22 protein-coding genes and 1 pseudogene are annotated in these 24,208 nt (G+C 75.2%); 17 read left to right on the top strand and 6 right to left on the bottom strand.

Annotated features, from left to right (window positions below):
* Nucleotides 1-88 precede the first annotated feature (88 nt).
* Nucleotides 89-979, top strand: a complete 891-nt coding sequence (locus PUR61_RS21520; RefSeq protein WP_329880846.1) for an NAD(P)H-binding protein — start codon at nucleotides 89-91, stop codon at nucleotides 977-979.
* A 66-nt stretch (nucleotides 980-1,045) separates the two neighbouring features.
* On the opposite strand, the gene PUR61_RS21515 is transcribed toward PUR61_RS21520, so the two are convergent.
* From PUR61_RS21515 to PUR61_RS21505, 3 genes are all read right to left on the bottom strand, one after another.
* The gene (locus PUR61_RS21515) at nucleotides 1,046-2,023 is read right to left on the bottom strand and encodes an NADPH:quinone oxidoreductase family protein (RefSeq protein ID WP_329880844.1); all 978 of its coding nucleotides are present in this window, start codon (nucleotides 2,021-2,023) and stop codon (nucleotides 1,046-1,048) included.
* A complete protein-coding gene (locus tag PUR61_RS21510) occupies nucleotides 2,020-2,787 on the bottom strand; it encodes an SDR family NAD(P)-dependent oxidoreductase (protein ID WP_329880884.1) in 768 nt (255 codons plus the stop codon). Before PUR61_RS21510 ends, PUR61_RS21515 begins: the two co-directional genes overlap by 4 nt.
* A 77-nt stretch (nucleotides 2,788-2,864) precedes the next feature.
* Nucleotides 2,865-3,623 (bottom strand): SDR family oxidoreductase, encoded by a 759-nt coding sequence (locus PUR61_RS21505; RefSeq protein ID WP_329880843.1) that lies wholly within the window; start codon nucleotides 3,621-3,623, stop codon nucleotides 2,865-2,867.
* A 231-nt stretch (nucleotides 3,624-3,854) separates the two neighbouring features.
* On the opposite strand from PUR61_RS21505, the gene PUR61_RS21500 reads away from it, so the two are divergent.
* On the top strand, nucleotides 3,855-4,514 hold the full coding sequence (locus PUR61_RS21500) for a TetR/AcrR family transcriptional regulator (RefSeq protein WP_329880842.1): 660 nt from the start codon (nucleotides 3,855-3,857) through the stop codon (nucleotides 4,512-4,514).
* A gap of 6 nt (nucleotides 4,515-4,520) precedes the next feature.
* Here the strand turns inward: PUR61_RS21500 and PUR61_RS21495 are convergent, their stop codons facing one another.
* Nucleotides 4,521-5,375 carry a class I SAM-dependent methyltransferase gene (locus PUR61_RS21495; protein WP_329880840.1) on the bottom strand — a complete coding sequence of 285 codons (855 nt, stop codon included), beginning with the start codon at nucleotides 5,373-5,375 and terminating at the stop codon, nucleotides 4,521-4,523.
* Between the two features lie 302 nt (nucleotides 5,376-5,677).
* Nucleotides 5,678-6,058, bottom strand: coding sequence for an ArsR/SmtB family transcription factor (locus tag PUR61_RS21490; RefSeq protein WP_329880839.1), 381 nt, complete (start codon nucleotides 6,056-6,058; stop codon nucleotides 5,678-5,680).
* A 109-nt stretch (nucleotides 6,059-6,167) separates the two neighbouring features.
* Here PUR61_RS21490 and PUR61_RS21485 point away from each other — a divergent pair, with 109 nt between their 5' ends.
* Entirely contained in the window at nucleotides 6,168-7,433 is a 1,266-nt protein-coding gene (locus PUR61_RS21485; RefSeq protein ID WP_329880837.1) for an MFS transporter, read from the top strand.
* 148 nt (nucleotides 7,434-7,581) lie between these two features.
* Here PUR61_RS21485 and PUR61_RS21480 read toward each other — a convergent pair whose 3' ends face one another.
* Nucleotides 7,582-8,232, bottom strand: coding sequence for a ScbR family autoregulator-binding transcription factor (locus PUR61_RS21480; RefSeq protein ID WP_329880835.1), 651 nt, complete (start codon nucleotides 8,230-8,232; stop codon nucleotides 7,582-7,584).
* A gap of 192 nt (nucleotides 8,233-8,424) precedes the next feature.
* Between PUR61_RS21480 and PUR61_RS21475 the strand changes: the two genes are divergently transcribed.
* From PUR61_RS21475 to PUR61_RS21410, 14 genes and pseudogenes are all read left to right on the top strand, one after another.
* Complete coding sequence (locus PUR61_RS21475) at nucleotides 8,425-9,468, top strand: ScbA/BarX family gamma-butyrolactone biosynthesis protein (protein WP_329880834.1); 1,044 nt, start codon at nucleotides 8,425-8,427, stop codon at nucleotides 9,466-9,468.
* Entirely contained in the window at nucleotides 9,462-10,595 is a 1,134-nt protein-coding gene (locus PUR61_RS21470) for an oxidoreductase (protein WP_329880832.1), read from the top strand. Before PUR61_RS21475 ends, PUR61_RS21470 begins: the two co-directional genes overlap by 7 nt.
* Complete coding sequence (locus tag PUR61_RS21465) at nucleotides 10,592-11,404, top strand: HAD family hydrolase (RefSeq protein WP_329880831.1); 813 nt, start codon at nucleotides 10,592-10,594, stop codon at nucleotides 11,402-11,404. The genes PUR61_RS21470 and PUR61_RS21465 overlap by 4 nt, the downstream gene beginning before the upstream one ends.
* 83 nt (nucleotides 11,405-11,487) lie before the next feature.
* Nucleotides 11,488-12,153 (top strand): TetR/AcrR family transcriptional regulator, encoded by a 666-nt coding sequence (locus PUR61_RS21460; protein WP_329880830.1) that lies wholly within the window; start codon nucleotides 11,488-11,490, stop codon nucleotides 12,151-12,153.
* Nucleotides 12,154-12,302: 149 nt separating this feature from the next.
* Nucleotides 12,303-12,518: pseudogene (locus PUR61_RS45475) on the top strand (LysR family transcriptional regulator); the annotation flags it as partial.
* Nucleotides 12,519-12,717: 199 nt separating this feature from the next.
* Complete coding sequence (locus tag PUR61_RS21450; protein WP_329880828.1) at nucleotides 12,718-13,326, top strand: LysR family transcriptional regulator substrate-binding protein; 609 nt, start codon at nucleotides 12,718-12,720, stop codon at nucleotides 13,324-13,326.
* A 508-nt stretch (nucleotides 13,327-13,834) separates the two neighbouring features.
* Complete coding sequence (locus PUR61_RS21445; RefSeq protein ID WP_443035216.1) at nucleotides 13,835-14,815, top strand: NAD(P)H-dependent flavin oxidoreductase; 981 nt, start codon at nucleotides 13,835-13,837, stop codon at nucleotides 14,813-14,815.
* A 117-nt stretch (nucleotides 14,816-14,932) separates the two neighbouring features.
* On the top strand, nucleotides 14,933-15,523 hold the full coding sequence (locus tag PUR61_RS21440; RefSeq protein WP_329880824.1) for a YciI family protein: 591 nt from the start codon (nucleotides 14,933-14,935) through the stop codon (nucleotides 15,521-15,523).
* A gap of 91 nt (nucleotides 15,524-15,614) precedes the next feature.
* Nucleotides 15,615-17,051, top strand: a complete 1,437-nt coding sequence (locus PUR61_RS21435) for an FAD-binding protein (RefSeq protein ID WP_329880823.1) — start codon at nucleotides 15,615-15,617, stop codon at nucleotides 17,049-17,051.
* A 66-nt stretch (nucleotides 17,052-17,117) separates the two neighbouring features.
* Nucleotides 17,118-18,050 carry a hypothetical protein gene (locus PUR61_RS21430; protein WP_329880822.1) on the top strand — a complete coding sequence of 311 codons (933 nt, stop codon included), beginning with the start codon at nucleotides 17,118-17,120 and terminating at the stop codon, nucleotides 18,048-18,050.
* A 7-nt stretch (nucleotides 18,051-18,057) separates the two neighbouring features.
* Nucleotides 18,058-18,888 (top strand): alpha/beta fold hydrolase, encoded by an 831-nt coding sequence (locus tag PUR61_RS21425; RefSeq protein ID WP_329880821.1) that lies wholly within the window; start codon nucleotides 18,058-18,060, stop codon nucleotides 18,886-18,888.
* Nucleotides 18,888-20,765 (top strand): isocitrate/isopropylmalate family dehydrogenase, encoded by a 1,878-nt coding sequence (locus PUR61_RS21420; protein WP_329880820.1) that lies wholly within the window; start codon nucleotides 18,888-18,890, stop codon nucleotides 20,763-20,765. Before PUR61_RS21425 ends, PUR61_RS21420 begins: the two co-directional genes overlap by 1 nt.
* A gap of 154 nt (nucleotides 20,766-20,919) precedes the next feature.
* The gene (locus PUR61_RS21415) at nucleotides 20,920-21,753 is read left to right on the top strand and encodes a DUF6282 family protein (protein ID WP_329880819.1); all 834 of its coding nucleotides are present in this window, start codon (nucleotides 20,920-20,922) and stop codon (nucleotides 21,751-21,753) included.
* Nucleotides 21,754-21,874: 121 nt separating this feature from the next.
* On the top strand, nucleotides 21,875-24,208 hold a 2,334-nt coding region (locus PUR61_RS21410; RefSeq protein ID WP_329880817.1), incomplete at its 3' end, for a phosphoenolpyruvate carboxylase.

Genomic DNA, 24,208 nt, shown 5'->3' with positions numbered 1-24,208 from the left:
GATGGACGCAGTGCAGGGCGCGGCGGGGACCGCCGGCCCGGGGCGGACCGTCGGCGTCCGCCGACCGCTTCTCGATCACGGAGGAACCATGCTTCTCGTCACCGGCGTCAACGGCGGTCTGGGCGCCCTGGTACTGGAGCGGCTGGCCCGGCTGTCGGCCGGTGGGCCGGACAACGGCCCGGGCGGTGTGGTGGCCGGGACCCGGAACCCGGAGCGGGTGACCGTGCCGGGCGTCCCGGTCCGGGCCGTGGACTTCGACCGGCCGGAGACCCTGGACGAGGCCTTCGACGGCGTGCGGACGCTGCTGCTGATCTCGGCCGGCTACGGGGAGGACGACGTGGTGATCGCCCGCCACCGGGCGGCCGTCGAGGCGGCCGAGCGGGCCGGGGTCGAGCACGTCGTGTACACCAGCCTCTCCGGTGACGGCGACCACCTCGCCTACGCGCTGGCCCACCGCTGGACCGAGCGCCGGCTGCGCGCGTCGGCGACGCTGCGCTGGACGATCCTGCGCAACGGCCTCTACGCCGAGCTGCTGGGCGCCCTGGCCGCTCCGGACCGGCACGGTGTGATCACCGCACCGCTCGGCGACGGACGGCTGGCGGCCGTCGCACGGGAGGACCTGGCCGAGGTGGCCGTGACGGTGGCGCTGGCGCCGGCCGGGCACGCGGGGCGGGTCTACGAACTGGTCGGCGAGGAGGCGGTGGGCGGCGCGGACGTCGCGGCGGCGCTGAGCCGGGCCGGGGACCGGCCGGTCGAGTACCGGCCCGGGTCCCTCGCCGAACTGCGGGCGGCCGTCGTGGCCTCCGGTGCGGAGTCCTTCCAGGTGCCGATGACGGCCGGCACGTACTCGGCCGTCGCGCACGGCTTCCTCGCAGGGCCGGGCGGGCCGGGGGACCTCGCGGCGCTGCTCGGCCGCCGCCCCCGTCCGGTCCTGGAGGTGATCGCCGCCGGCGCGGCGGGCCGGGGCACCGACGGCTGAGCCGGTCGGCGGGGCGCCGACGGGCGGTGACGGCCGGGGCGGCGGAGTCCCGGCCGCCCCGCGCCGTCAGGGCAGCACCACCAGCCGTCCGGTGGTGGTGCCGTCGGCGACCCGCTGGACGGCGTCGGCCGCCTCCGTGAGCGGCAGGCGGGCGGTGACCACGGGGCGGACCACGCCCCCGGCGGCGAGTGCGGTGAGCTCCTCGTGGGCGGTGCGGACCGCCTGCGGGTCACGGGTGGCGTAGAGGCCCCAGTGCAGGCCGAGGACGGTGTAGTTCTTCACGAGCACATGGCTGAGCGGGGGCTCCGGGATCCGCCCGGAGGCGAAGCCGACCACCACGATCCGGCCCTCGAACGCGACGCACCGGGTGGAGCCGGTGTACGCCTCGCCGCCGACCGGGTCGAAGACGACGTCGGCGCCCCGGCCGTCGGTGGCCTCCCGGACGGCCGCGACGAAGTCCGTGGCCGTCCGGTCCACCACCAGGTCGGCGCCCGACTCCCGGGCGGCGGCGGCCTTTCCGGGCCCGCCGACCACCGCGATCACCCGCGCGCCGGCCGCCCGGCCGAGCTGGACGGCGGCGCTGCCGACCCCGCCGGCCGCGGCGTGCACCAGCAGCGTCTCGCCGGGGCGCAGCGCCGCCCGGCGGTGGAGGGCGAACCAGGCGGTCTGGTGGCCGATGTGCAGCGCGGCGGCCTCGGCGTCGTCCAGCGCCGCGGGAGCGGGGAAGGCGGCGGTCGCGTCCAGCAGGGCGTACTCGGCGAAGGCGCCGTGCGGCAGCAACGGGGTGCCGATGACCCGGTCGCCCGGACACCACGGTCCGTCGGCGCCGACGACCTCGCCGCACAGTTCCACGCCGGGTGTGAACGGCAGCGGAGGGCGCACCTGGTACTGGCCGCGTGCCATCAGCGCGTCCGGGAAGTTGACGGCGGCGGCCCGGACCCGGACCAGCAGCTGTCCCGGTCCGGGGACCGGCCGCGGGACGCCCCCGGCGAGTCGCAGCACCTCACGCGGTTCGCCCAACTCCCTGACCTGCCAGGCCCTCACAGTGCTCCGCTCCTCTCCAGTCCCTGTTGCAGCCGGTTCATCCCGGCCAGCCAGCGGTCCGGGTCGCCCGCCCGGACGGCGGTGTACTCCGCGACCTCGGGGTGCGGCAGGACGAGGAAGCGGTCGGCCGCCAGCCCGTCCAGCAGCGCCTCGGCGACGTCGTCGGCGTCCAGTGCGGTGGGTGCGAGCAGGGCCGCGCCGACCGGGCCGGTGCCGTCCAGCATCGCGGTGCGCACGCCCTGCGGGCAGAGCGCGTGCACCCGGAGGCCGCGGTGCCGGTAGGTGGCGGCCAGCCATTCGGCGAAGGCGAGGGCGCCGTGCTTGGAGACGGCGTACGGGGCCGAGCCCAGCATGGTGAGCAGCCCGGCGGCCGAGACGGTGGCGACGAAGCGCCCGGTGCCGCGTTCCAGCCAGCGGGGGAGGAGGAGCTCGGCGGCCCGGACGTGGGCCAGCACGTTGACCTCCCACGCGGCGGCCCACGCGGCGGGCGGTGCGTCGGCGCCGCCGGTCGGGGCGACGCCCGCGTTGGCGCACCAGACGTCGATCTCGGCACCGCGCTCGGCAAGCGCCGTCCGGGCGGCGCCGACGAGGGCGGCCAGCCCCTCGGCGGAGGCGGCGTCGCCGGGGACGGCGGTGCCGGCGCAGTCGGCGGCGACCGCGCGGGCGGCCCCGGCGTCGAGGTCGTTGACCACGACATGGGCGCCGGCGGCGGCGAAGGCACGGGCCACGGCGGCGCCGATGCCCCGCCCGGCGCCGGTGACCACCACGCCCTGGCCGGCGTACGGGGGCGCGGCGGCGTGCGGCGAGGGGTCGGCGGCCGGATGCCGGCCCGGGTCGGGGCTCACAGGCCGCCGCCGAGCGTGACGCCGCCGTCCACGACGAGCGTCTGGCCGGTGATCCAGGCCGCGTCCGGGGAGAGCAGGAAGGCGACGGCGCCCGCGACGTCCTCCGGGACCCCGAGCCGGCCCAGCGGGTAGGCGGCGGCGACCTCGTCCTCGCGGCCCTCGTACAGGGCCTCGGCGAACCTGGTCTTGACGACGGCCGGCGCGACCGCGTTGACCCGGATGCCCTGCTCGCCGAGTTCGGCGGCGAGTTCGGCGGTGAGCCGGATCAGCGCGGCCTTGGAGACGCCGTACATGCCGATGCCGAGGGAGGCACGGATGCCGGCCACGGAGGCGACGTTGACCACCGAGCCGCCGTGCTCGCCCATCCAGGCGGCGTGCGCGCGGCGGGTCCAGGCGAGCGGGGCCAGCACGTTGACGGCGAGGATCTTGGCGGCGGCGGCCTCGTCGGTGGCCAGCACCGGGCCGTGGACCGGGTTGATGCCGGTGTTGTTGACCAGGCAGTCGAGCCTGCCGAAGACCTCCAGGGTGCGGGTGACGGCCTCCTCCTGGTGGGCCGGGTCGTCGGCCTTGCCGGGGACGCCGACGGCGACCTCGGGACCGCCCAGGTCGCGGACCGCCTCGGCGAGCGGTCCGGGGGTGCGGGCGGTCAGGCAGACCCTGGCTCCCCGGGCGACCAGCTCGCGTGCGATGCCGAGGCCGATGCCCCGGCTCGCTCCGGTGACGACGGCCACCTGGCCCTTGAAGGAGTGCACCACGGGGTCCTCTCGGCGGGGGTCGGCCCTGTGCGCGGCTCGGCACGGCCGTGACTAAGCGCTTGCTTAGCATGGTGTCGGCGGGTGACCCTGTCAACAGCCGTCGGGCCGGGGCGGCCGCTGGTCCCGGGCCGCCGGTCCGTCCCGCCCGAGCCGGCCCTCGTGGGCTCTTACGGGCTCTCGCGGGCTCCTGCGGGGCGAATGTCCGTACGATCGATCTGCGAGGATGGCGCCATGACCAGCACGCCCATCGCCGAGCTCTGGCCCACGCTGCCCGGTGGCGCCGACACCCGCCCCGAGGCGGCGCACCGGCTGCTCCGGGCCGCCGTGGAGTCCTTCGCCGAGCGCGGCTTCCACGCGACCACGACCCGGGACATCGCCACCGGTGCCGGGATGAGCCCGGCCGCGCTGTACATCCACTACCCGTCCAAGGCCGCGCTGCTGGCCGAGATCAGCCGGGTCGGCCACGCCGCCACCCTCGCGCTGGTCCGGACGGCGGTGGCCGGCGAGGGTGACCCGGTGACGCGGATGCGGCGGCTGGTCGAGGAGTTCACCGCCTGGCACGCCCGGGCCCGGACGGTCGGCCGGGTGGTCAACTACGAGCTGCACGCGCTCCCCGAGGACGCCTACGCGGTGGTCGCGGCGCTCCGCCTGGACATCGAGCGCGAGGTCACCCGGCTGATCGAGGCGGGCCTGGCGGCGGGCGTCTTCGAGGTCGGCGAGGTGCGGACGGCCGCCCGCGCGGTCACCTCGCTGGGCATCGACGTGTCCCGCTGGTACACCGACCGAAGCAGTGAGACGCCCGAGGAACTGGGCCGCCGGTACGGTGAGTTGGTGCTCAGAATGCTGGGCGCGCAGCTGCCGGGGGCCGGTCCGTCGACGCCGGGGCCGTGAACCGGCTCACGGCTTGACGGCGGTGTGCACCAGCCAGGCGATGTGGTCCCGGAGCGCGTACATCTCCACCGTCGACCGCAGCGCCAGCCACTGTTCGGTCGCCCCGAACCGCCGCAGCACCGCGTACGGGATCCGGAAGTAGGCGTACAGCGCCTCCGTGGTGGGCCGGTAGTAGGAGCTGGCGTCCAGCTCCTCCTCGATCCGGAAGCCGGCGTCGGTGATCAGCCCGCCGAGCGAGCGGGTGTCGTAGCGCTTCGCGCCCACCATCGTCATCGCGTCCAGGTACGGCTCCAGTAACGCCCGCTTGTCCGCCGGGACTTCCGCCGCGGGAAACCCGACGGGGCCGAGCAGGACCAGCCGCCCGCCCGGGCGCAGCAGCCGGTGGAACTCCGCCAGCGCCCGGGCCGGGTCGTAGGAGTGGCAGAGCGTCTCCATCGAGTAGATGCCGTCGAACGAGCCGTCCGGGTAGTCGAGTTCGTGGAAGTCGCCCCAGCTGAACGTGGTGCGTTCCTCCAGCGCGGCCAGGGCGCTCAGCCGGCGTGCCTCGCGGACGTGGAAGTCCAGGACGTCGACGCCGGTGATCCGCAGGCCGAGGCGGGCGGCGAGCCGGCGCGCGACCACGCCGGAGCCGGCTCCGGCGTCCAGGACGCGCGAGCCGGGCGGCAGCGCGAGTTTGCGGCCCAGGACGGCCTCCAGCCGGCGCTGTGCCTGCCAGCAGCGCCACTTGGACTGGCCGGGTTCGGTCCAGCCCCAGTGCCGGGCGTTGCGGCAGACGAGCGCGTAGAAGAGCCGGTGGCCGGGCCGCCCGTAGACGCGTCGCAGCCCGGTGAGATCGAGTTCGCCGCCGATGTCGCTGACCATCGCTCCCGCCCCGCCTTCCGCTGCTCGCTGCCCTTGCCGTCCCGGCCACGCTACCGACGGGTGGGGGCGGTCGCCGGTCCGGTGCGGCCGGACGGGCGACGGGCGCGAGGGGTGCGGACTGCGGGGGTGCGGACTGTGGGAGCACGGGCGGTAGGGGTGCGGAGAGGGTGGGCGACGGGCGGGCCGTCGACGGGGACGACGGCCCGCCCGCGTTCCGCCGCCCCCGGTGCGAGCGGGGGCGGCGGGGCCCCGGGTACGGGGGGCCCGGGGCCGTTCAGGGGCGGGGGTGCGACCCCCGCCGGTCAGGGGCTGTCCGGGGTCCAGTCGGCGACGAGTCCGAGGAGCCCGGGGAATCGGGCGTCCAGGTCGTCGATCCGCACGTGGCTGCGCCGCTCCAGGCCGTACTGGCGCTGGCGGATGACGCCCGCCTGGCGCAGCGCCTTGAAGTGGTGGGTCAGCGAGGACTTGGGCCGGTCCAGCCCGAACCAGCCGCAGGGGTGGTCGAACCGCTCCCGTTCCAGGAGGAGCTTGCGGACGATGGTGAGCCGCAGCGGGTCGCTCAGGGCCCCGAGTACGAGCTCCAGCCTGAGCTCCTCGACGGCCGGCTCGGGAAGCGCCTCGGGCAGGTCGGCCGGTTCCGGCAGGACGACGAAGGGCGGGGCCTGGCGCAGCGTCGAAGGCATGGGCGACTCCTCGTGGGCCGAAAGGATTTCGGACTCTCCTGTACGAGTCTCATCGTACTGCATGCTATGTTCGAGTTAACTCGTACTACGTCTGGCGGAGGGAGCGACCATGTCGGAGAGTCGGACGGTGTCGGTGCAGGGGGTCGCCGAGGCGGACCTGCCGACGCCCGGGAGGGAGCAGGGGGCGGCCGTGGGGACGCCCACCTGGTGGGTGTGGCTGGCCGCGTGGCCGGTGACCGCGGTGTTCGTCCTGTCCAACGCGGCGACCCCGCTGTACGTGGTCTGGCAGCGGGACATCGGGTTCTCCAAGGGCACCCTGACCGTCGTGTTCGCGTTCTACATCGTCGGGCTGCTGGGCTCGCTGCTGGTCTCCGGCGTGGTCTCCGACCGGCTCGGCCGCAAGCCGGTGCTGCTGCCCGCGCTGGGTCTGGCGGTGGCCGCCTGCGCGATCTTCGCCACCGCCTCGTCGGTCGCCGCGCTGATCGTGGCCCGGCTGTTCACCGGCATCGCGGTCGGCGCCGTGGTCTCGGCCGGCATGGCGGCCGTGACCGACGTGGCGGGCCCGGCCCGCAAGCGCCTCGCCGCCCTGCTCGCCTCCTGCGCGATGGTCTTCGGCGCGGGCCTCGGCCCGCTGCTCGCCGGGGTGCTCTCCGAGACGGCGCCCGGCCCGACCGTGACCGTCTTCGTGGTCGAGGCGGTGCTGCTGGCCACCGCGGTCTTCGCGGTGCTGCGGATGCCGGTCCGCCGGCCTGCCGCGCCGGCGAAGGGCGCCTGGATCCGGGTGCCCGGGGTCCCGCGCGGCAACGGCCTGCAACTCGCCCTCGGCATCGCGGTGTTCGCGCCCGGCATCACCGCGACCTCGTTCGTGCTCTCGCTCGGCCCGTCGCTGCTCTCCGGCCTGCTCGGCACGACCAGCCGGATCGTGGCCGGCGCGATGGCGTTCGTGATGTTCCTGACCGCCACCGCCGTGCAGTTCGCCGTCCAGAAGCTGCGCCGGCGCACCATCCTGATGGCCGGCGCGGTCTCCACCACGCTGGCCATGGTGACGCTGATCGCCGCCGTCCACGCCTCCTCCGTTCCCGTGCTGGTCGCCTCGGCCCTGCTCGCCGGAGCCGGCCAGGGCATGGGCCAGCTCGGCGGTCTCTCGCTGCTGAACTCCGCCGTCCCGCCGCGGCGCCTGGCGGAGGCCAACGCCGCGCTCAACGTGGGCGGTTACGTGCCGGCCGGGCTGCTCCCGGTGTCGGCCGGCTACCTCAGCGACTCCGTCGGGCTCACCGACGGGGCGACGGTCTTCGGCGTCGTCCTGCTGGTGCTGGCCGTCGCCGGCGGCCTGATCGTGGCCGGCAGCCGGGGCCGGCGGCCGGAGACCACCTGACCGGTCCGGCCTCCCCGACCGGCCCCCGTCCGGCCGGGTCGACCGGACCCGGGGTCCGACGGACCCCCGGTGAAGCGCACCGCGGCGATGCCCGCGGTGCGCTTCCGCGTGCGCCGGCCGCGCCCGCCGGGCCGGCCCGCCCGGGGTGCTACCTCGCGCTGATCGCGTGGAACAGCAACTCGGCGGTCTCGGACCAGCGTTCCACCACGTCGGCCCGCTCGTGGAGCACGTCCGAGATGTGCTGGGTGCCGAAGAACGCGGCCACCAGCGACCGCGCCGCCGCGTGCGGCGAGACCCCCTCCCGCAGCTCGCCCGCCGTCCGGGCGCTGATCAGCAGCGCGGTCAGCAGCTCGGTCCAGTCCACGTACGGGGTGGGCAGCTCGGCGTCTATCTGCGGCCGTTCGATCTGCAGCCGGGCGCCCGCCTGGACGACGATGTCGTCCCGGAACGCCGCCGCCGCACCCGCCAGCAGCCGTGCGGCCGTCTCCAGCGGCCCGCGCCCCTCGGCGGTGACCTCCTCCAGGAGCATCGGCCACCGGGCGTAGTGCTGTTCCACCACCGCGATGGCCAGCGCCTCCTTCGTCGGGTAGTGGAAGTAGACGGCGCCCTTGGTCATCTCGACCCGGTCCGCCACGTCCTTGACCGAGGTGTGGCGGAAGCCCTGTGTCGAGAAGAGTTCGGCGGCGGCGGTCAGCACCAGCAGTTTGGTGCGGGCCGCCCGGTCCTGTTTGGGGTCGGGGCCCCGCCGGGTGGTGATTCTGCGCACAGGGAACGGGGAGGTGGTCTGCGGCTCGGGCATGGACGGCTCCTGTGATGGTGGGGTCAACGGTGGTGCCGGATCGTCAGGGCGGGGGCGATTTGGACAGAGTGGCGCAAAATTTCGCCTCGACGGTAAACCTTCCAGAAGGTATGTTCCTGAGCTGTCGCTCCGGTAGGCACCGAAAGATAGCGGGCCTGCTCCCGTCGCCGCGACATGGGGGAGGAAGAATTCATGAACGTCCTGTCATCCCAGGTGCCCGGGCAGCGCCGTCCGCTGCTCCGGGAGGGCTGGAACGGCCTGCGGTTCGACCGGCACCTGCCGCGGGAGGCGGTCCACAAGCACGCCGACCCCGAGGTGCTCCTGACGGACGCCGTGCGGCTGGAGGAGGAACGGTTCGCGGTCGCCGCGCGCTGGCTCCGCGACCACCACCTCGGTCACCGGCGGGGAGCGGCGTCCGACCCGATGATGCTGGCCGAGACGGTCCGCCAGACCGCGATCCACCTGGCCCACCGGTTCCACGGCAGCACCTACGGCCACCCGTTCGTGCTGAACGAGCTCACCGTCGACCTCGACGAGGCCCTGCCGCCCACCGGCCCGGACGGCCTGGACGTCGGCCTCGACCTGCGCTGCCCGCCCGCCGCTCCCCGGCCCGGCCGGGAGCGGTTCGCGCTCGAGGGCCTGGCCTGGGCCGGCCACCGGCCGGTGGGGCGGGTCCGGATGCGCTGGGAGGTGCTGGAACCCGGCCGCTACGCGTCCCTCCGGCGGCGGTCGGCCGACGCGGCGGGGGAACCCGGGACCGCCCCGACCGCGCCCGTGCCGCCGGAGCCCCGGCGGGTCGGGCAGACGACCGACCGTGACGTGGTGATCGCCGCCGACCCGGCCCGCCCCGACCGCTGGTGGCTGCGGCCCTTCGAGGACCACCCGGTCCTGTTCGACCACCCGGTGGACCACGTACCCGGCATGGTCCTGATGGAAGCCTTCCGGCAGGCGGCCGCCGCCGCGTACGGGGCCGGTGACGCGGTCCGTGAACTGCGGGAACTCGCCACCGTGTTCACCGCCTTCGGCGAGCTCACGACGCCGGTCGCGATCGTCGCCGAGCCGGCGGACGGCGGCCCGGCCGGGGCGCTGCGCCTGACGGCGGTGCAGGACGGCCGGCCGATCGCCGCCGCCCGGGTGCGCCGGACGGCGGCACCGGGCCCGGCCGGTGCGGGCCCGGTGGGCGCGGGTGCGGACGCGGCGGCCGGGCCGGCCGGGGCGGAGGGCACGGCATGCTGAGCGATGTCCGGGCCGAGGGGCTCGACGCCGGGGTGCTCGACGTCCGGGTGCTCGGCGAGCTGGCCGGGACCGCCCGCCGGGACGCCGGGCGGGCCGAGGAACTGCGCCGGCTGACCGGCGAGGTCGCCGACGGGATCACCCGGGCCGGCTTCCCGCGCCACTTCGTCCCGCGCCGGTGGGGCGGCACCGCCGGGGAGTTCGGGGCGCTGGCGACCGGGGCGTCGACGCTGGCCGAGTCCTGCGCGGGCGCCGCCTGGTGCGCCGCCCTGTACGCGGCGCACGGCCGGCTGGCCGCCTACCTTCCGACGGAGGGGCAGCGCGACCTCTGGGGCGGCGGTCCCGACGTCCGGATCGCGGCCGCGGTCGTCCCGCCGCAGGGCCGGGCCGAGCGGGTGGGGGACGGCTGGCGCCTCGACGGCGAGTGGCGGCCGGCCAGCGGCGCGGACCACGCGGAGTGGATCCTGCTCGCCTCCTGGACCGAGGGTCCCGCAGGCCGCGAGCACCGGGTCTTCGCCGTGCCCCGCTCGGAGTTGACGGTGCTGGACACCTGGCACTCGGCCGGGCTGCGCGGCAGCGGCAGCACGTCCGTGGCCGCCGACGGGGTCCGCGTCCCGGACCACCGCACGCTCACGCTGGACGCGCTGCTCGTCCCGCAGCAGGACGCCGCCCGCTGCCACACCGTGCCGTACCCGATGGTCGCGGCCCTGGTGTTCGCCACGCCGCTGCTGGGCATCGCCCGGGCCGCCCTGCGCGAATGGACTGCCGGCGCCCGGCGCGCGGCCGACCCGCACCCGGCCGCGCACACCGTGCTGACGCACGCCTCGGCCAGGATCCACACGGCGGGGCTGCTGCTCGACGGCGCCGCCGCCCGGGCCGACCGGGGGGAGATCACCGCGCTCGCGGTGGCCGAGAACCGTCGTGACGCGGCGACCGCCGCCGTGCTCTGCCGTGAGGCGGTGGACGCGCTGTTCCTCGCGGCCGGTGTCGGGGCGCAGGCCCCGGGCTCGGTCCTGCAACGCGCCTGGCGGGACGCGGCGGCGGTGGCGGTGCACCGCACCCTCGACCCGGACGCGGCGGCCCGGGGCTACGCGGAGACGGTCCTCGGCGCCGGCGGCGGTGCGGCGTGAGCGGTACGGCGCCCGCCCCGATCGCCTTCTTCGACGTCGACGAGACGCTGATCGCGGCCAAGGGGATGCTCGCGTTCTGGGACTTCTGGACGGCGGACCTCGCCCGTACGGACCTCGCCCGTACGGACCCCGCCCGTACGGACCCCGGCACCGCCGGGCCCGCCCCGACCGGGCCGGCGCGGCGACCCGGGGCGACGCCGCCCGGGGCACCGGACCTCCGGGCGGCGATGGCCGCGGGCGTGCCCCGCGAGGAGCTGAACCGGATGTACTACCGCCGGTTCGCCGGCGTGCCCGCCACCGCGCTGCGGTCGGCGGCACGCCGGTGGTACGAGGAGTACCGCCGGGGCGCCGCGGCCTTCGTCACGGCGAGCCTCGACGCGTTGGCCCGCCACCGGGACCTCGGGCACGAGGTGGTCCTGGTGTCCGGGTCGCTGCGCCCACTGCTGGAGGCGGTGGCGGAGGACTTCGGCGCCGCCGCGGTGCGCTGCACCGAGCAGCTGGCGGCGGGGGGAGTGCTGACCGGGGAGGTGGACCGGCCGATGATCGGGCAGGCCAAGGCGGACGCGGTGGCGGCGCTGGTCCGGGCGCGGGGCGTCCGGCCGGCCGACTGTTTCGCGTACGGCGACCACGAGAGCGATCTCGCGATGCTCCGCACGATCGGGCACCCGGTGGTGGTGAACGGCTCGGCGGAACTGCTGGCGGAGGCCGGGCGCGCGGGCTGGCCGGTGCTCGACGGGCGGCGCGGTCCGCGCCGCCCGCCGGGGCCGCCGGCCCGTCCGGCCGTCGCACACCGATCGGTTTCCGTCTGATGTGCGGACAGCCGGGCGGGCGTGCCCCCTGTCCTGAGAACATTCCTTTAGGAAGGTATGTTCTTGACCAGGAGGGCGCCCGCATGATCAAACAGGAGCGAGCACGGCGTACGCGGGAGAAGGTGCTGGACGCCGCCGCAGAGGAGTTCTCCGCCCAGGGGTACAGCAGGGCCACCCTCAACGCGGTGGCGCAGCGGACCGGCATGACGAAGGGGGCCCTGTACGGGCACTTCGCCTCCAAGCGGCTGCTGGCCGGGGCGTTGCTGCTGCAGTCCCGCAAGGTCTGGGAGGAGATGCGCCAGGCCCGGGACGTCCCGGGTGCCGCGGCCGGCGCGGTGCTGGAGTCGCTCGTCCTGGACCTGGCGCACCGGCTGAAGGAGGACGTCAGGCTGCGGGCGGCGCTCCGGCTGGCGACCGACTGTCCGGCGCTGGCCCAGATGGTGCCGGACATCTTCGAGGACGTGCAGCGGGGCCTGGCGAACCTGATCCGTCGGGCCCAGGGGGAGGGGAGCATGGCGCCCCGGCCGCCCGAACTCGTCGCCCAGCTGCTCCTGGCCGTGATGCACGGCGCGCCGCACGTGTCGTTCGGGCCGCCGGGCGCCTGCGGTTCGGCCGGCGCCTACGAGGCGGCGTGGCGGTTACTGCTGGAGGCGCTCGCCGGCCCGCCCGCCGGGACCGCCGGGGCCCCGGTTCCGGAGGGCGGGACTCCGGCGGGGTGCAGCCTGTGCCCGGATCCACGGGTCGTATGAGGGTTCCGTTACGGAACCGTTGAAAATACCCTCGTGAAGGTATTTTTAGGGAGAATGTGGCTGCCCCGGACCTCCGGGGCAGCCCACCGCCCGGCGGCGGACAGGCCGGTCGCGGGTCGCGAACCGAGACGATGTGACGGAGGGGTGTCATGAGTGTGCTGCACGAAAGGATCGGATCGTCCGCCCTGTACCAAACGGAATTCGGTCACGCCCCGGAGGATTCGGCGCGGGTCGCCGCCCGGCGCGCGGCGGGTCATGCCGAGCACGTCGACGACTTCGACATGCGGCACCTCCGGTATTTCCTCACGGTGGTCCGGGCGGGGACCGTTTCGGCGGCTGCCCAGGAACTCCGGATATCCCAGCCGAGCCTCAGCCAGCAGATCAAGAGACTGGAAAGCCGGGTCGGTGCCTCGCTCTTCAATCAGGAGTTCACGCGGTGTCGAACTGACGGCGAGCGGGCGGGCATTCCTGCGGGAAATCCAGTCCATTCCCGGGCAGCTCCGCTCGGCGATCGCCGCGGCTGCCCCGACCCCCCGGGTCTGGCCGGTCGGGGTCTGCGGCGGGGTGCCGACCGAGGTCCTCGCCGAGGTGCAGAACGGACTGGCCGGCGAGCAGGCCGACGGGGCCGCCCGGGCGGGCGCCGAGCTGCGCATGCGGCACGTGGGTGCGGCCGACCAGCCGGAGCTGCTGCACCACGGCGAGCTGGCGTTCGGCATCGTCCGGCTTCCGGTCACCACACCCGGTCTGGTCGGTGCGGTGGTCTGGGACGAACCGCTCGGGGTGGTCATGCGCCCCGACCACCGGTTGGCCGCCCGACCCGGCCTGACCTGGGACGATCTCGCCACCCAGCGGCTGCTCTGGTACGACGAGGGGTGTGCGCCGGGCTACGCCGAGACGATCCCGGCCCAGCTCGCCGCACTCGGCTGGCGGGCCGAGCTGCACCCCGTCGACGACCAGCAGGCGCTCTTCGTGCACACCCTGCAGACCGCCTGCGACCTGGTGGCGCTGCGTCCGCGGCTCGCCGTGCAGGGCGAGACACAACTCCACTGGCGCCCGCTGCCCACCAGTGCGGCGCCGCGTGAACGGCTGGCGGTCACCGCGCTGGCCGGCGGCCGGGCCGCCCGGGTGCTCGCCCAGGTCGCCGAGCGGCAGGGCTGGCCCTTCCTCGCCTGAGGCGTTCGCCTTCCGCCGGTCCGCTGCCGTCCCACCCCCACCTCCCACCGCTGTCGCCACCTCTGCCCCCACCCGTACGCCCGGCCCGGAGAATGTTTTCTCCGGGCCGGGTGATTTTTTGCCCCGGGGTCATGGAAGGTTCACTTCCGGTGCCCGGGCGACTCCTTGCGGTCCCCCTCGTAGGGCGGCCCATAGGACCGGTCCTATGGCTTCCACGCATTTTCTGTCTTGGCCCTCGGAACGCCGTTCGAACTATGGTTTGAGTGCGGAAGCGGGCAGGCCGGAACGGGGAACGGAAAACCCCGGAGGCCGTGCCGGTGACCCGCCGCCCGAGGAATTCCGGGCCGGGCGCCGGACGGTATTCACCGGCCGATCCACTGGTCAATCTACCGGCCGATCCACTGGCCGATCCACCGGTCGATCCGTCGTCGTCCATGTCGTTCCCGACGACGTTCAGGCCGCCGTTCCGTCCGCCACACCGACATTCGAGCTGGGAGCCGGGGAAGTCGTGATCTCGACCAAGTTGACAGCATTGCTGGGAATCGACCATCCGATCGTCAGCGCACCGATGGGCGGCGTCTCCGGCGGCCGGCTGGCCGCCGCCGTCACCCGCGCCGGGGGGCTGGGTCTCGTCGGCGTCAGCTACGGCGACGCCGCGTTCATCGACGAGCACCTCCCGCAGGCCGCCGAGGGCGGCGGCGTCTGGGGCGCCGGCTGCGTGATGTTCACCTTCGACGAGCGCCCCGGCCTCTGGGACAAGGTGCTCGGCTACGCGCCGCCCGTCATCGCCCTCTCCTTCGGCGACGCCGAGCAGGTGGGCCGCTACGTCTCCTCCGCCGCCGGGAGCGGTGCCCGGGTCGTGGTGCAGGTGCACGACACCGAGCAGGCCGTCGTGGCGCTGCAGGCCGGCGCGTCGGTGCTGGTGGTCCAGGGCGCCGAGGCCGGCGGCCACCACAAGACCCGGGCCACCCTCCCGCTCGTCCCGGCCGTGCTGGACCTCGTCCGGGGCGCCGTCCCGGTGGTCGCGGCCGGCGGTTTCGCGGACGGCCGGGGCCTGGCCGCGGCGCTGGCGCTCGGCGCCGACGGCGTGATGATGGGGACCCGCTTCGCGCTCACCGTCGAGTCGATCGCGACCGCCGGCTTCAAGACCTCGCTGACCGCCGCGGGCACCACCGACACCGTCAACACCCGGTCCTTCGACGTGCTCCGCGGCATCCCGTGGGACGAGGTCTACCAGGCGCGCTCGGTGAGCAACGCCTTCACCCGCGAGTGGACCGGCCGCGACGACGACCTCGCCGCCCGGCGCGCCGACGTCGAGCCCGGCTGGACCGCCGCCGTCGCCCGCGACGACGTCAGCCAGCGTGCCCTGTTCGCCGGCGAGGTCCTCGACCTGGTCAAGGACGTCCGGACCGCCGCCGCGATCGTCGAGGACACCGTCTCCGAGGCGGAGACCGTCCTGCGCGGCCTGGCGACGCGCATCGGCCGCTGACACCGGCTCCGCAACCGGCTCCGCAACCGGCGCCGGCTCCGGCCGGCCCCTCCCCGCGTCCCTCCTCCCCGTGTTCGCCCTCCCACCGTCCGTCCTCCCACCGCACCGGAGAACACCGTGATCCACGTCCTCACCCTCACCTACCTGAAGCCCCGTGAGACCGTCACCGCCCACCTGCCGGAGCACAGGGCCTGGCTGCGCGACCACGCCGACCGAGGTCGCATCCTGCTCAGCGGCCCCCGGCCGGACGGCGGCGCCGTCATCGTCACCGCCGACCTCGACGACGCCACCGTCACCGAGCTGATCGAGAGCGACCCCTGGCACACGCTCGGCATCGCCTCCTACGAGCGGACCCCGTTCACCGTGGGCTTCGCCGGCCCCGGCGTGGTCACCACCCCCGAGCCCGGGAACGGCGTGCTGCTCATCAACGTCGCCACCACCGAGACCGCGCCCGCCACCGTGGCCGCCCTCGCCTCCGCCGTCGAGCACGTCGCCGCCACCGCCGAGGGCTTCCGCGGCTCGCGCCTGCTGACCAGCGTCGAGGGCGACGCGGTGGTGAACCTCGCCGCCTGGTCCGACGAGAAGAGCTTCGACGCGATCTTCGACGACCCGGAGTTCACCCGCCGCTACCAGCAGTTCGCGACCACCACGACGGGTGCCAAGTACCGCCTGTACCGGACCAGCCGGGTCATCACCCCCAACCGCTGACCCGGCGTCCCGGCCGGGCGAGGTCGCCCCGCCCGGCCGGGAGGCACACCCCCGCGCATCGCCCCACACCCTCCCACCGCGTAGGAGAACCATGTCAGGCACGTCCACCCCGGCCCCCGCGTACGACCTGATCGTCGTGGGCTTCGGCGCCGCCGGCCTCTCGGCCGCGCTGTCCTTCGCCGAGGCCACCGACGGCCGCGACCGGCCGGCCAGGATCGCGATCCTGGAGCGCTCCGGCAAGGAGGACCGCGGCGGCGCCACCCGTTGGACGGGCGCCTTCCTGCGGATCGACCAGCAGCGCCGGCTCGACACCGACTGGGCCGAGCACGTCCACCGGGTCTCCGGCGGCCTGGCCGACCTCGACTACTGCCGCACCGTCGAGCGCGACACCCCCGGCACCCTCGCGTTCGTCGAGAAGCACGGCGTCGAGATCGCCTTCCAGGACTTCCCGCTGCCGCACACCTTCGCCGCCGGCGTCCCGTCCATGGTCCCGCCGGCCAGCCCGCGAGGTGGCGGCGCCGCCATCGTCGAACACCTCGGCGCCGCCCTGGAGGCGGACCCCCGGGTCGACATCCGCTACCTGACCGAGGCCCTGCGCCTCTCCACCGACGAGGACGGCGTCGTCGACGGCGTCGTCGTCCGCGGCCCCGACGGCCTCACCCGCACGCTGGCCGGCCGCGCGGTCGTGCTCGCCTGCGGCGGCTTCGAGGGCAACCCCGAGATGCTCACCCGGTACGTCGGGCAGAACGCCTGCGACCTCCCGCTGATCGCCCCCGGCATCGCCGCCAACCGCGGCGACGCGCTGCGGATGGCGCTGGAGCTCGGCGCCGACACCGCCGGCCAGTTCGACGGCATCCACGCCGAGCCGGTCGACACCCGCACCGACAAGGCCGACGCGGTCCTCTACGGCTTCGCCGCCGGCATCTTCGTCAACGGCCGCCTGGAGCGGTTCTTCGACGAGGGCCGCGACACCTGGGACAACACCTTCGAGCACGTCGGCTACGAGATCTGGAAGAACCAGGACCAGGAGGCGTACTGGATCGCCGACGCCAAGACCCTGGCCATCCCCGGCATCGCCGGTTCGCTGCTCACCGACGTGCCCCCGGAGCAGGCCGACACCCTGGCCGGGCTCGCCGCCAAGCTCGGCATCGACGCCGAGGGCCTGGAGAAGACCGTCGCCGGGTTCAACGCGGCCGTCTCCCCGGGCGAGTTCGACCCCACCCGGCTGGACGGCAAGCACACCGTCGGCCTCACCCCGGCCAAGTCCAACTGGGCCACGCCGCTGGACACCGCGCCGTTCATCGGCATCCCGGTGACCGCCGCGATCTGCTTCACCTACGGCGGCGTCCGCACCGACCTCGACGGCCGGGTCGTCACCCCGTCCGGCACCGCCATCCCCGGCCTGTACGCGGCGGGCGAGGCCACCGGCCTCTTCTACCACGCCTACCCGCCGGCCACCTCGGTGCTGCGCTCGCTGGTCTTCGGCCGCCGCGCCGCGCACCACGTGGCCGCCGGCCAGTCCGCCTGACGCGCACCCGACGTGTCCGCCGGACCCTTCCCGATCCAACCCGCACGTCCGCTTTCTGGAGGAGCCATGAGGATCACCAACATCGACGTCACTCTCCGGGACGGGGGGTACCGCACGGGATTCCACTTCCCGCTCTCCTACGCCCTGGAGCACGCCCGGCTGAGCGTCGAGGCCGGCTTCGACTGGGTCGAGATCGCCTACCGCAAGGGCTCGTTCACCCCGATCCCCGACCTGGGCCTCACCGGCATCGGCGGCGACGACTTCATCGCCGCCACCGCCCGCGAGATCGGCCCCCACCGGGTCGCGATGATCCTGCACCCGAAGAACATCACCCGCGACGACCTGCCCGCCATGTACGCGGCCGGTGCCCGTCTCGTCCGCATCATCCTGCCCGCCAAGGGCTACGGACCCGGCCTGGAGTACATCCGCCAGGCCCGCGACCTCGGCTTCACCGTCGGCGTCAACTTCGCCCGGATCAGCCAGTGGCCGGCCCGCGAGGTGGTCGAGGTGGCGACCGCCGCCACCGACGCCGGCGCCGAGGTCGTCTACCTGGCCGACTCCAACGGCAGCCTCTCCCCGCTGGACACCACCGACCTGACCACCCTGACCCGCTCGGTCACCGGCGGCGCGGTCGGCCTGCACGCCCACAACAACCTCGGCCTCGCGCTGGCCAACGCCATCAGCGCCGTCGCGGCCGGTGCGACCTGGATGGACTCCTCGATCCAGGGCATGGGCAAGGGCCCCGGCAACCTCATCGCCGAGCAGTGGCTGGCGCACCTCGACCGCACCGACCCGGAGAAGGCCGGCCACATCGACCTCGCCCCCGTCCTGCGGCTGGCCGAACTGCTGCTGGCCACGGTCCCCGAGGGCCGGCCGTCCCTGCCGCTGCCCGACCTCGTGCTCGGCCGCTACGACCTCTCGGTCGAGCACCGCAAGGAACTGCTCGGCGAGCACGGCGAGGCCATCGCCACCGCGCGCACCCTCGCGGGCGTCCGGTGACCACCCGGTGACCACCCACGCCGGACCGGTCGTGCCGGCGGCGGTCTTCTTCCCCCGGACCGCCGTCGGCACGGCGCACGCCCTGGTCCTCGCCCCGGTGACCCCGGGCTGGGACGGCGGCGCCTTCTTCACCCCGGTCGTCCGCACCCTGGTCGGGGCCGGACTGCGGGTCACCGTCGCCGACACCCTCGCCCTCTGGGACGAGGAGGTGACCAGCCTGGCCGGTCTGGCCGCACGCTGGCGCGAGGTGCTGCCGACCTTCGGGCCCGTCGACGTGCTCTGCGGCAACGCCCTGGGCGGCGCCGTCGCCCAGGCGCTGCTCCCCGACATCGACCCCGCCACCGCCGCGCTGTTGGTCTCCGGACCCGCGCGCAGCGACACCGCCCTCGCCGAGCGGCTCGGCGCGATCGCGGACCTGGCCGCCGCCGGCCGGCCCGCCGCCGCCCTCGACCTGCTGTCCCGCCGGATCCTGCCGGAGGGCCGGACACCGGACACCGAGGGCGTCCCGGCGCCGGCCACGGAGCCGGACCCCAGGACGGCTCCCGCGACGGAGACCGACACGGACCCCGCGACGGACACCGAGGCCGGGCGGCGCCTCGCCGGCGGCCTGCGGCTGCTCCGCGACATCGACCTCACCGACGCCGTCCGCGCCCACCCCGGCCCGCTGCTCCAGATCGTCGGCGGCCGGTCCCAGCTCGTCACCCGGCGGCACACCGCCGCCGCTCCCCACCACCTGGTGCACGTCGTCCCCCGAGCCGGCATGCGCCCCCACTTCGACCAGCCCGCAGAGGTCTCCGCACGCGTCGAGGCACTCCTGCGCGAGAAAGGACTCGGGTAATGCCCGCCGCACCCGTCGCACCCGCCGCATCCGCCACCAGGAGCATCGCCGTCCTGCCCGGCGACGGCATCGGACCGGAGGTCGTCGAAGCGGCCCTCGCCGCCGTCGAACGCCTGGGCCTCCCGCTCGACCTGCGCTTCGGCGACATCGGCTGGGAGTGCTGGCGACAGGAGGGCGACCCGGTGCCCGCGCGCACCTGGAAGCTCCTGGAGGAGACCGACACCTGCCTGCTCGGCGCCATCACCAGCAAGCCGCTGCGCGAGACCGAGGCCGAACTCGTCCCCGAACTGCGCGGCACCGGCCTCGGCTACGTCTCGCCCGTCGTCCAGCTCCGCCAGCGCCTCGGCCTCTACGCCAACATCCGGCCCGTCACCGACCTCGACCACGGCCGCTTCGACTTCACCGTCATCCGGGAGAACACCGAGGGACTCTACGCCGGGCTCGACCTGCACGGCCTCGACGGGGCGCTCTGGGACGCGGTGCGCCACCACCCGAACGCCGCCGCCTCCGGCCCCGAGCACACCAGCGTCACCCTGCGCCTCCAGACCCGGTTCGGCATCGACCGGCTGCTGCGCTTCGGCCTCGAACACGCCCGGGCCCGCGGCAAGCGCCTGCTCACCCTCGTCGACAAGCCGATGGTCCTCCGCAACAGCAGCAACCACCTGCGCGAACGGCTCGAACTGATCGCGGGCGAGTACCCCGGGATCGAGACCGAGATCCTCAACGTGGACGCCGTCGCGCTCTGGATGGTCCGCCGGCCGGAGCGGTTCGGCGTGCTCGTCGCCGAGAACATGTTCGGCGACATCCTCTCCGACCTCGGGGCCGGGGTCATGGGCGGCCTCGGCCTCGCCCCCAGCGGCAACATCGGCGACCAGGGCAGCTACTTCGAGCCCGTGCACGGCTCCGCCCCCGCGATGGCGGGCCGCGGCCGGGCGAACCCGATGGCGATGCTGCTGACCGTCGCCCAGATGCTCGACCACCTCGGGCTGACGGTGCCCGGCGAGGAACTGCGCGCCGCCGTGCGCGGCGTCGCCCGCGCCCGGACCACCGTCACCTACGACCTCGGCGGGACGGCGGGCACCCGCGAGGTGGCCGAGGCCGTGGCCGGAGCCCTGGACGCCGCGGCCTCCCGGCCCGCCGCCGGGGCCTCCGCCGGGGCCGCTGTACGGCGGCCGGGCGCCGGTGATCCACCGTCGGAGACCGACGAGGTCGTCGACCGGCTGGCCCGCCTCGACACCGCCTCGGTCTCCGACGCGCTGGACAGCCTCGGCCTCCCGGGCGTCCTCGCCGGTCTGGCCGCCCGCGTCCCCGGGGCCCGCACCGCCGGACGCGCCTACACCGTCACCTACCGGCCCGTCGACGACACCCGGGGCGGCTTCCGCAACGCGGCCAACTACCTCGACGAGGTACCCGCCGGCTCCTTCGTCGTCGTCGACAACGGCGGCAGCACCGCCTGCACCAACTGGGGCTCGCTGCTCACCGCACTCGCCCGGAGCCGGGGCGCGCGCGGCACCGCCGTGTACGGGTCGGCCCGCGACGTCGCCGAGATCCGGGCGGCCGGGTACCCGCTGTTCAGCACCGGCGTCACCATGGTCAGCGGCAAGAACCGCGTCGAACTCGACGCCACCGGACGGGACGTCACCATCGGCGAGGTCACCGTCCGCCCGGGTGACGTGATCGTCGCCGACGACAACGGAGTCCTCGTCGTGCCCGCCGGACAGGCCGTCGAGGTGGCCGACCGGGCCGAACGCGTCGAAGCCACCGAGGCCGCGATCGCCGAGGCGGTGGCCGGCGGGCTGCGCCTCGACGAGGCCCGCCGGACGTTCGGCTACGCCGAGCCGTGGGAGGGTCCGGCGCGCAGGACCGGCGATGCCTGACGGCCCGCGGCCCCCGGCGGTCCGGTCGGTGGCCGGGTCGGCACCCCGGTCGGCCGGGCCGGCGGCCGGGCCGGCGGGGCCGCCGCCCTCAGAGGGGGCCGCGGCGGGGGAGCGGTCCCGGACCGGGGAGCGTCCCCCGGCCGACCGGCAGGTGGTGGACGTCCACTACCACGCCGGACCGGACCTCTACCGGCGCCGGCTGACCGCCGCCGGCGCCGGGCGGGCCTACGCCGGGATCGACGGCTGGGTCGCCGTCAAGAGCCACCTCGGCTCCACCGCCGCGTCCGCCTGGGAGGCCCGCCAGGAGGGACTTCCGGTCTCCGGCGCCGTCGTCCTCAACGAGCTCGCCGGCGGCGTCCGGACCAGGGTCGTCGAGCAGGCCGTCTACGCCCACGGCCCCGACAGCCCCGCCCGGTTGCTCGTCCACCTGCCCACCCACATCGGCCCCGCCCATCCGTCCCCCCTCCACCGCGCCCCCTTCCACCCGCTGCTCGACCTCGAACGGTGGCGCGGCCCACGGATCCTCGACGGCACCGGCCGGCTCGCCCGGCCGGTGCGCGAGGTGCTCCGCGCCGCCCGGGACCTGCCGGTCGTCCTGGCCACCGGTCACTGCGACCGGGAGGAGACCCTCCGGGTGGCCGACGAGGCCGCCCGGCTCGACGTGCCCCGGCTGCTGCTGACCCACGCCACCCACCCGATGTCCGGCCTCACCCCCGCCGACCTCGCCGACCTGGCCGACCTGCCCGGCCTCTACGTCGAACTCACCGCCCTGATGCTGCTGCTGGGCCACCGGAGCCCGGGCCACCTGGCCGAACTGGTCCGCGCCCACCCCCGGATCGTCTTCAGCTCCGACCTGGGCCAGCCCGACCAGCCGGACCCCGCCGGCTGGCTGGTCCGCAACGCGGAGTGGTTCCGTGCCGCCGGCCTCACCGGAACGCAGGTCCGCGCCGTCACCCGGCTGAACCCGGCCGCGCTGTTGGCGCCCTGAACCCCGGGCCCCCAAACCCGCCCCCGCCCGTTGCCCTGTCGATGGGCCTGCCTGCCTGCCGGACGGCCCGCCTGCCCGTCGGCCCTGGGCCGACCCGAAACCGCCCCACCAGGGAGAACCCATGAACGCCCCGATCGCGAACGCGGCCCTGCGCGCCGACATCCGGCGCCTGGGCGACCTCCTGGGCGAGACACTGGTTCGCCAGGAGGGCGCCCACCTGCTCGGTCTGGTCGAACAGGTCCGCCTGCTCAGCCGCACCGACGGTGAGGCCACCGCCGAACTCCTCGCCGGCGTCGACCTGGAGACCGCCGTCGAGCTGGTCCGCGCCTTCTCCACCTACTTCCACCTCGCCAACGTCACCGAACAGGTCCACCGGGGGCGCGAGTTGAGAGCGGCCAGGGAGCGTAGGGAGTCCCCGCTCGGCCGCGTCGTCCGGGAGGCGGCGGAACGCTCGCCGGAACTCCTCGCCGACGCCGTCGCCCGCCTCAACGTCCGCCCCGTCTTCACCGCCCACCCCACCGAGGCCGCGCGCCGCAGCGTCCTGCACAAGCTCCGCCGGATCGCCGCCCTGCTCGACACCGCCGGCACCCCGTCCCACGAGGCCGACCGCCGCCGCCTCGACACCCGGCTCGCGGAGCACATCGACCTCGTCTGGCAGACCGATGAACTGCGCGTCGCCCGCCCCGAACCCGCCGACGAGGCCCGCAACGCGGTCTACTACCTCGACGAACTCCACGCCGGCGCCGTCGGCGACCTCCTGGAGGACCTCGCCGCCGACCTCGACCAGGCCGGTGTCCGCCTGCCCGACGACACCCGCCCGCTCACCTTCGGCACCTGGATCGGCGGCGACCGGGACGGCAACCCCAACGTCACCCCCGACGTCACCTGGGAGGTCCTCCTCCTCCAGCACGAGCACGGCATCGACGCCGCCCTCCGGACCGTCGACGAACTGCGCGGCCTGCTCTCCCACTCCGTCCGGCACACCGGTGTCACCGAGGACCTCCTCGCCTCGCTCCGCACCGACCTGGCCGCCCTCCCCGAACTCAGCCCCCGCTACCGGCGCCTCAACGCCGAGGAGCCCTACCGCCTCAAGGCCACCTGCGTCCGCCAGAAGCTCGAGAACACCAAGCGGCGCCTCGCCGAGAGCACCCCGCACACCGAGGGCCGCGACTACCTCGGCACCGCGGACCTCCTCGCCGACCTCCGCCTCGTCCAGGACTCGCTGCGCGAACACCGCGGCGGCCTGCTCGCCGACGGACGGCTCGCCCGCACCGTCCGCACCCTCGCCGCGTTCGGCCTCCAGCTCGCCACCATGGACGTCCGCGAGCACGCCGACGCCCACCACCACGCCGTCGGCCTCCTCGTCGACCGCCTCGACGAGGAGTCGTGGCGCTACGCGGACATGCCCCGCGACTACCGGCAGCGCCTGCTCGCCAAGGAGCTGACCTCCCGCCGGCTGCTGGGTCCGGCTCCCCTCGACCCGGCCGCCGCCCGCACCCTGGACGTCTTCCACACCGTCCGGCGTGCCCTGGACACCTTCGGCCCCGAGGTCGTCGAGTCCTACGTCGTCTCGATGTGCCGCGGCGCCGACGACGTCCTCGCGGCCACCGTGCTCGCCCGCGAGGCCGGCCTGATCGACCTGCACGCCGGGACCGCCCGGATCGGCCTGGTGCCGCTGCTGGAGACCACCGACGAACTGCGGGCCGCCGGTCACATCCTGGAGGACCTGCTCGCCGACCCCTCCTACCGCCGGCTGGTCACCCTGCGCGGCGACGTCCAGGAGGTCATGCTCGGCTACTCCGACTCCTCCAAGTTCGGCGGCATCACCACCTCCCAGTGGGAGATCCACCGGGCCCAACGACGGCTGCGCGACGTCGCGCACCGGTACGGCGTCCGGCTGCGCCTCTTCCACGGCCGCGGGGGCACCGTCGGCCGCGGCGGCGGCCCCTCGCACGACGCGATCCTCGCCCAGCCGTGGGGCACCCTGGAGGGCGAGATCAAGGTCACCGAGCAGGGCGAGGTGATCTCCGACAAGTACCTGCTGCCCTCGCTCGCCCGCGAGAACCTCGAACTCGCCGTCGCCGCAAGTCTCCAGGCCACCGCCCTGCACACCGCGCCCCGGCAGTCCGCCGAACAGCTGGCCCGCTGGGACGCCGCCATGGAGGTCGTCTCCGCCGCCGCCCACACCGCCTACCGCCGGTTCGTCGACCACCCCGACCTGCCCGCCTACTTCTTCGCGGCCACCCCGGTCGACCAGATCGCCGAACTCCACCTGGGCTCCCGGCCGTCCCGCCGCCCCGACTCGGGCGCCGGTCTGGACGGCCTGCGCGCCATCCCGTGGGTGTTCGGCTGGACCCAGTCCCGCCAGATCGTCCCCGGCTGGTACGGCGTCGGCGCCGGCCTCGCCGCCGCCCGCGAGGCCGGTCTCGGCGACGTGCTCGACGAGATGTACGGC

Origin of the sequence: Streptomyces sp. BE20, from assembly GCF_036322525.1 — a bacterium.
Taxonomy (GTDB): Bacteria; Actinomycetota; Actinomycetes; order Streptomycetales; family Streptomycetaceae; genus Kitasatospora.
This window is presented reverse-complemented; position numbering and strand designations above follow the sequence as displayed.

Coding starts and splice junctions, on each gene's coding strand:
- PUR61_RS21520 (WP_329880846.1), top strand. CDS start 89: ATGCTTCTCGTCACCGGCGTCAACGGCGGTCTGGGCGCCCTGGTACTG.
- PUR61_RS21500 (WP_329880842.1), top strand. CDS start 3,855: ATGACCAGCACGCCCATCGCCGAGCTCTGGCCCACGCTGCCCGGTGGC.
- PUR61_RS21495 (WP_329880840.1), bottom strand. CDS start 5,375: ATGGTCAGCGACATCGGCGGCGAACTCGATCTCACCGGGCTGCGACGC.
- PUR61_RS21490 (WP_329880839.1), bottom strand. CDS start 6,058: ATGCCTTCGACGCTGCGCCAGGCCCCGCCCTTCGTCGTCCTGCCGGAA.
- PUR61_RS21485 (WP_329880837.1), top strand. CDS start 6,168: ATGTCGGAGAGTCGGACGGTGTCGGTGCAGGGGGTCGCCGAGGCGGAC.
- PUR61_RS21480 (WP_329880835.1), bottom strand. CDS start 8,232: ATGCCCGAGCCGCAGACCACCTCCCCGTTCCCTGTGCGCAGAATCACC.
- PUR61_RS21475 (WP_329880834.1), top strand. CDS start 8,425: ATGAACGTCCTGTCATCCCAGGTGCCCGGGCAGCGCCGTCCGCTGCTC.
- PUR61_RS21470 (WP_329880832.1), top strand. CDS start 9,462: ATGCTGAGCGATGTCCGGGCCGAGGGGCTCGACGCCGGGGTGCTCGAC.
- PUR61_RS21460 (WP_329880830.1), top strand. CDS start 11,488: ATGATCAAACAGGAGCGAGCACGGCGTACGCGGGAGAAGGTGCTGGAC.
- PUR61_RS21435 (WP_329880823.1), top strand. CDS start 15,615: ATGTCAGGCACGTCCACCCCGGCCCCCGCGTACGACCTGATCGTCGTG.
- PUR61_RS21430 (WP_329880822.1), top strand. CDS start 17,118: ATGAGGATCACCAACATCGACGTCACTCTCCGGGACGGGGGGTACCGC.
- PUR61_RS21420 (WP_329880820.1), top strand. CDS start 18,888: ATGCCCGCCGCACCCGTCGCACCCGCCGCATCCGCCACCAGGAGCATC.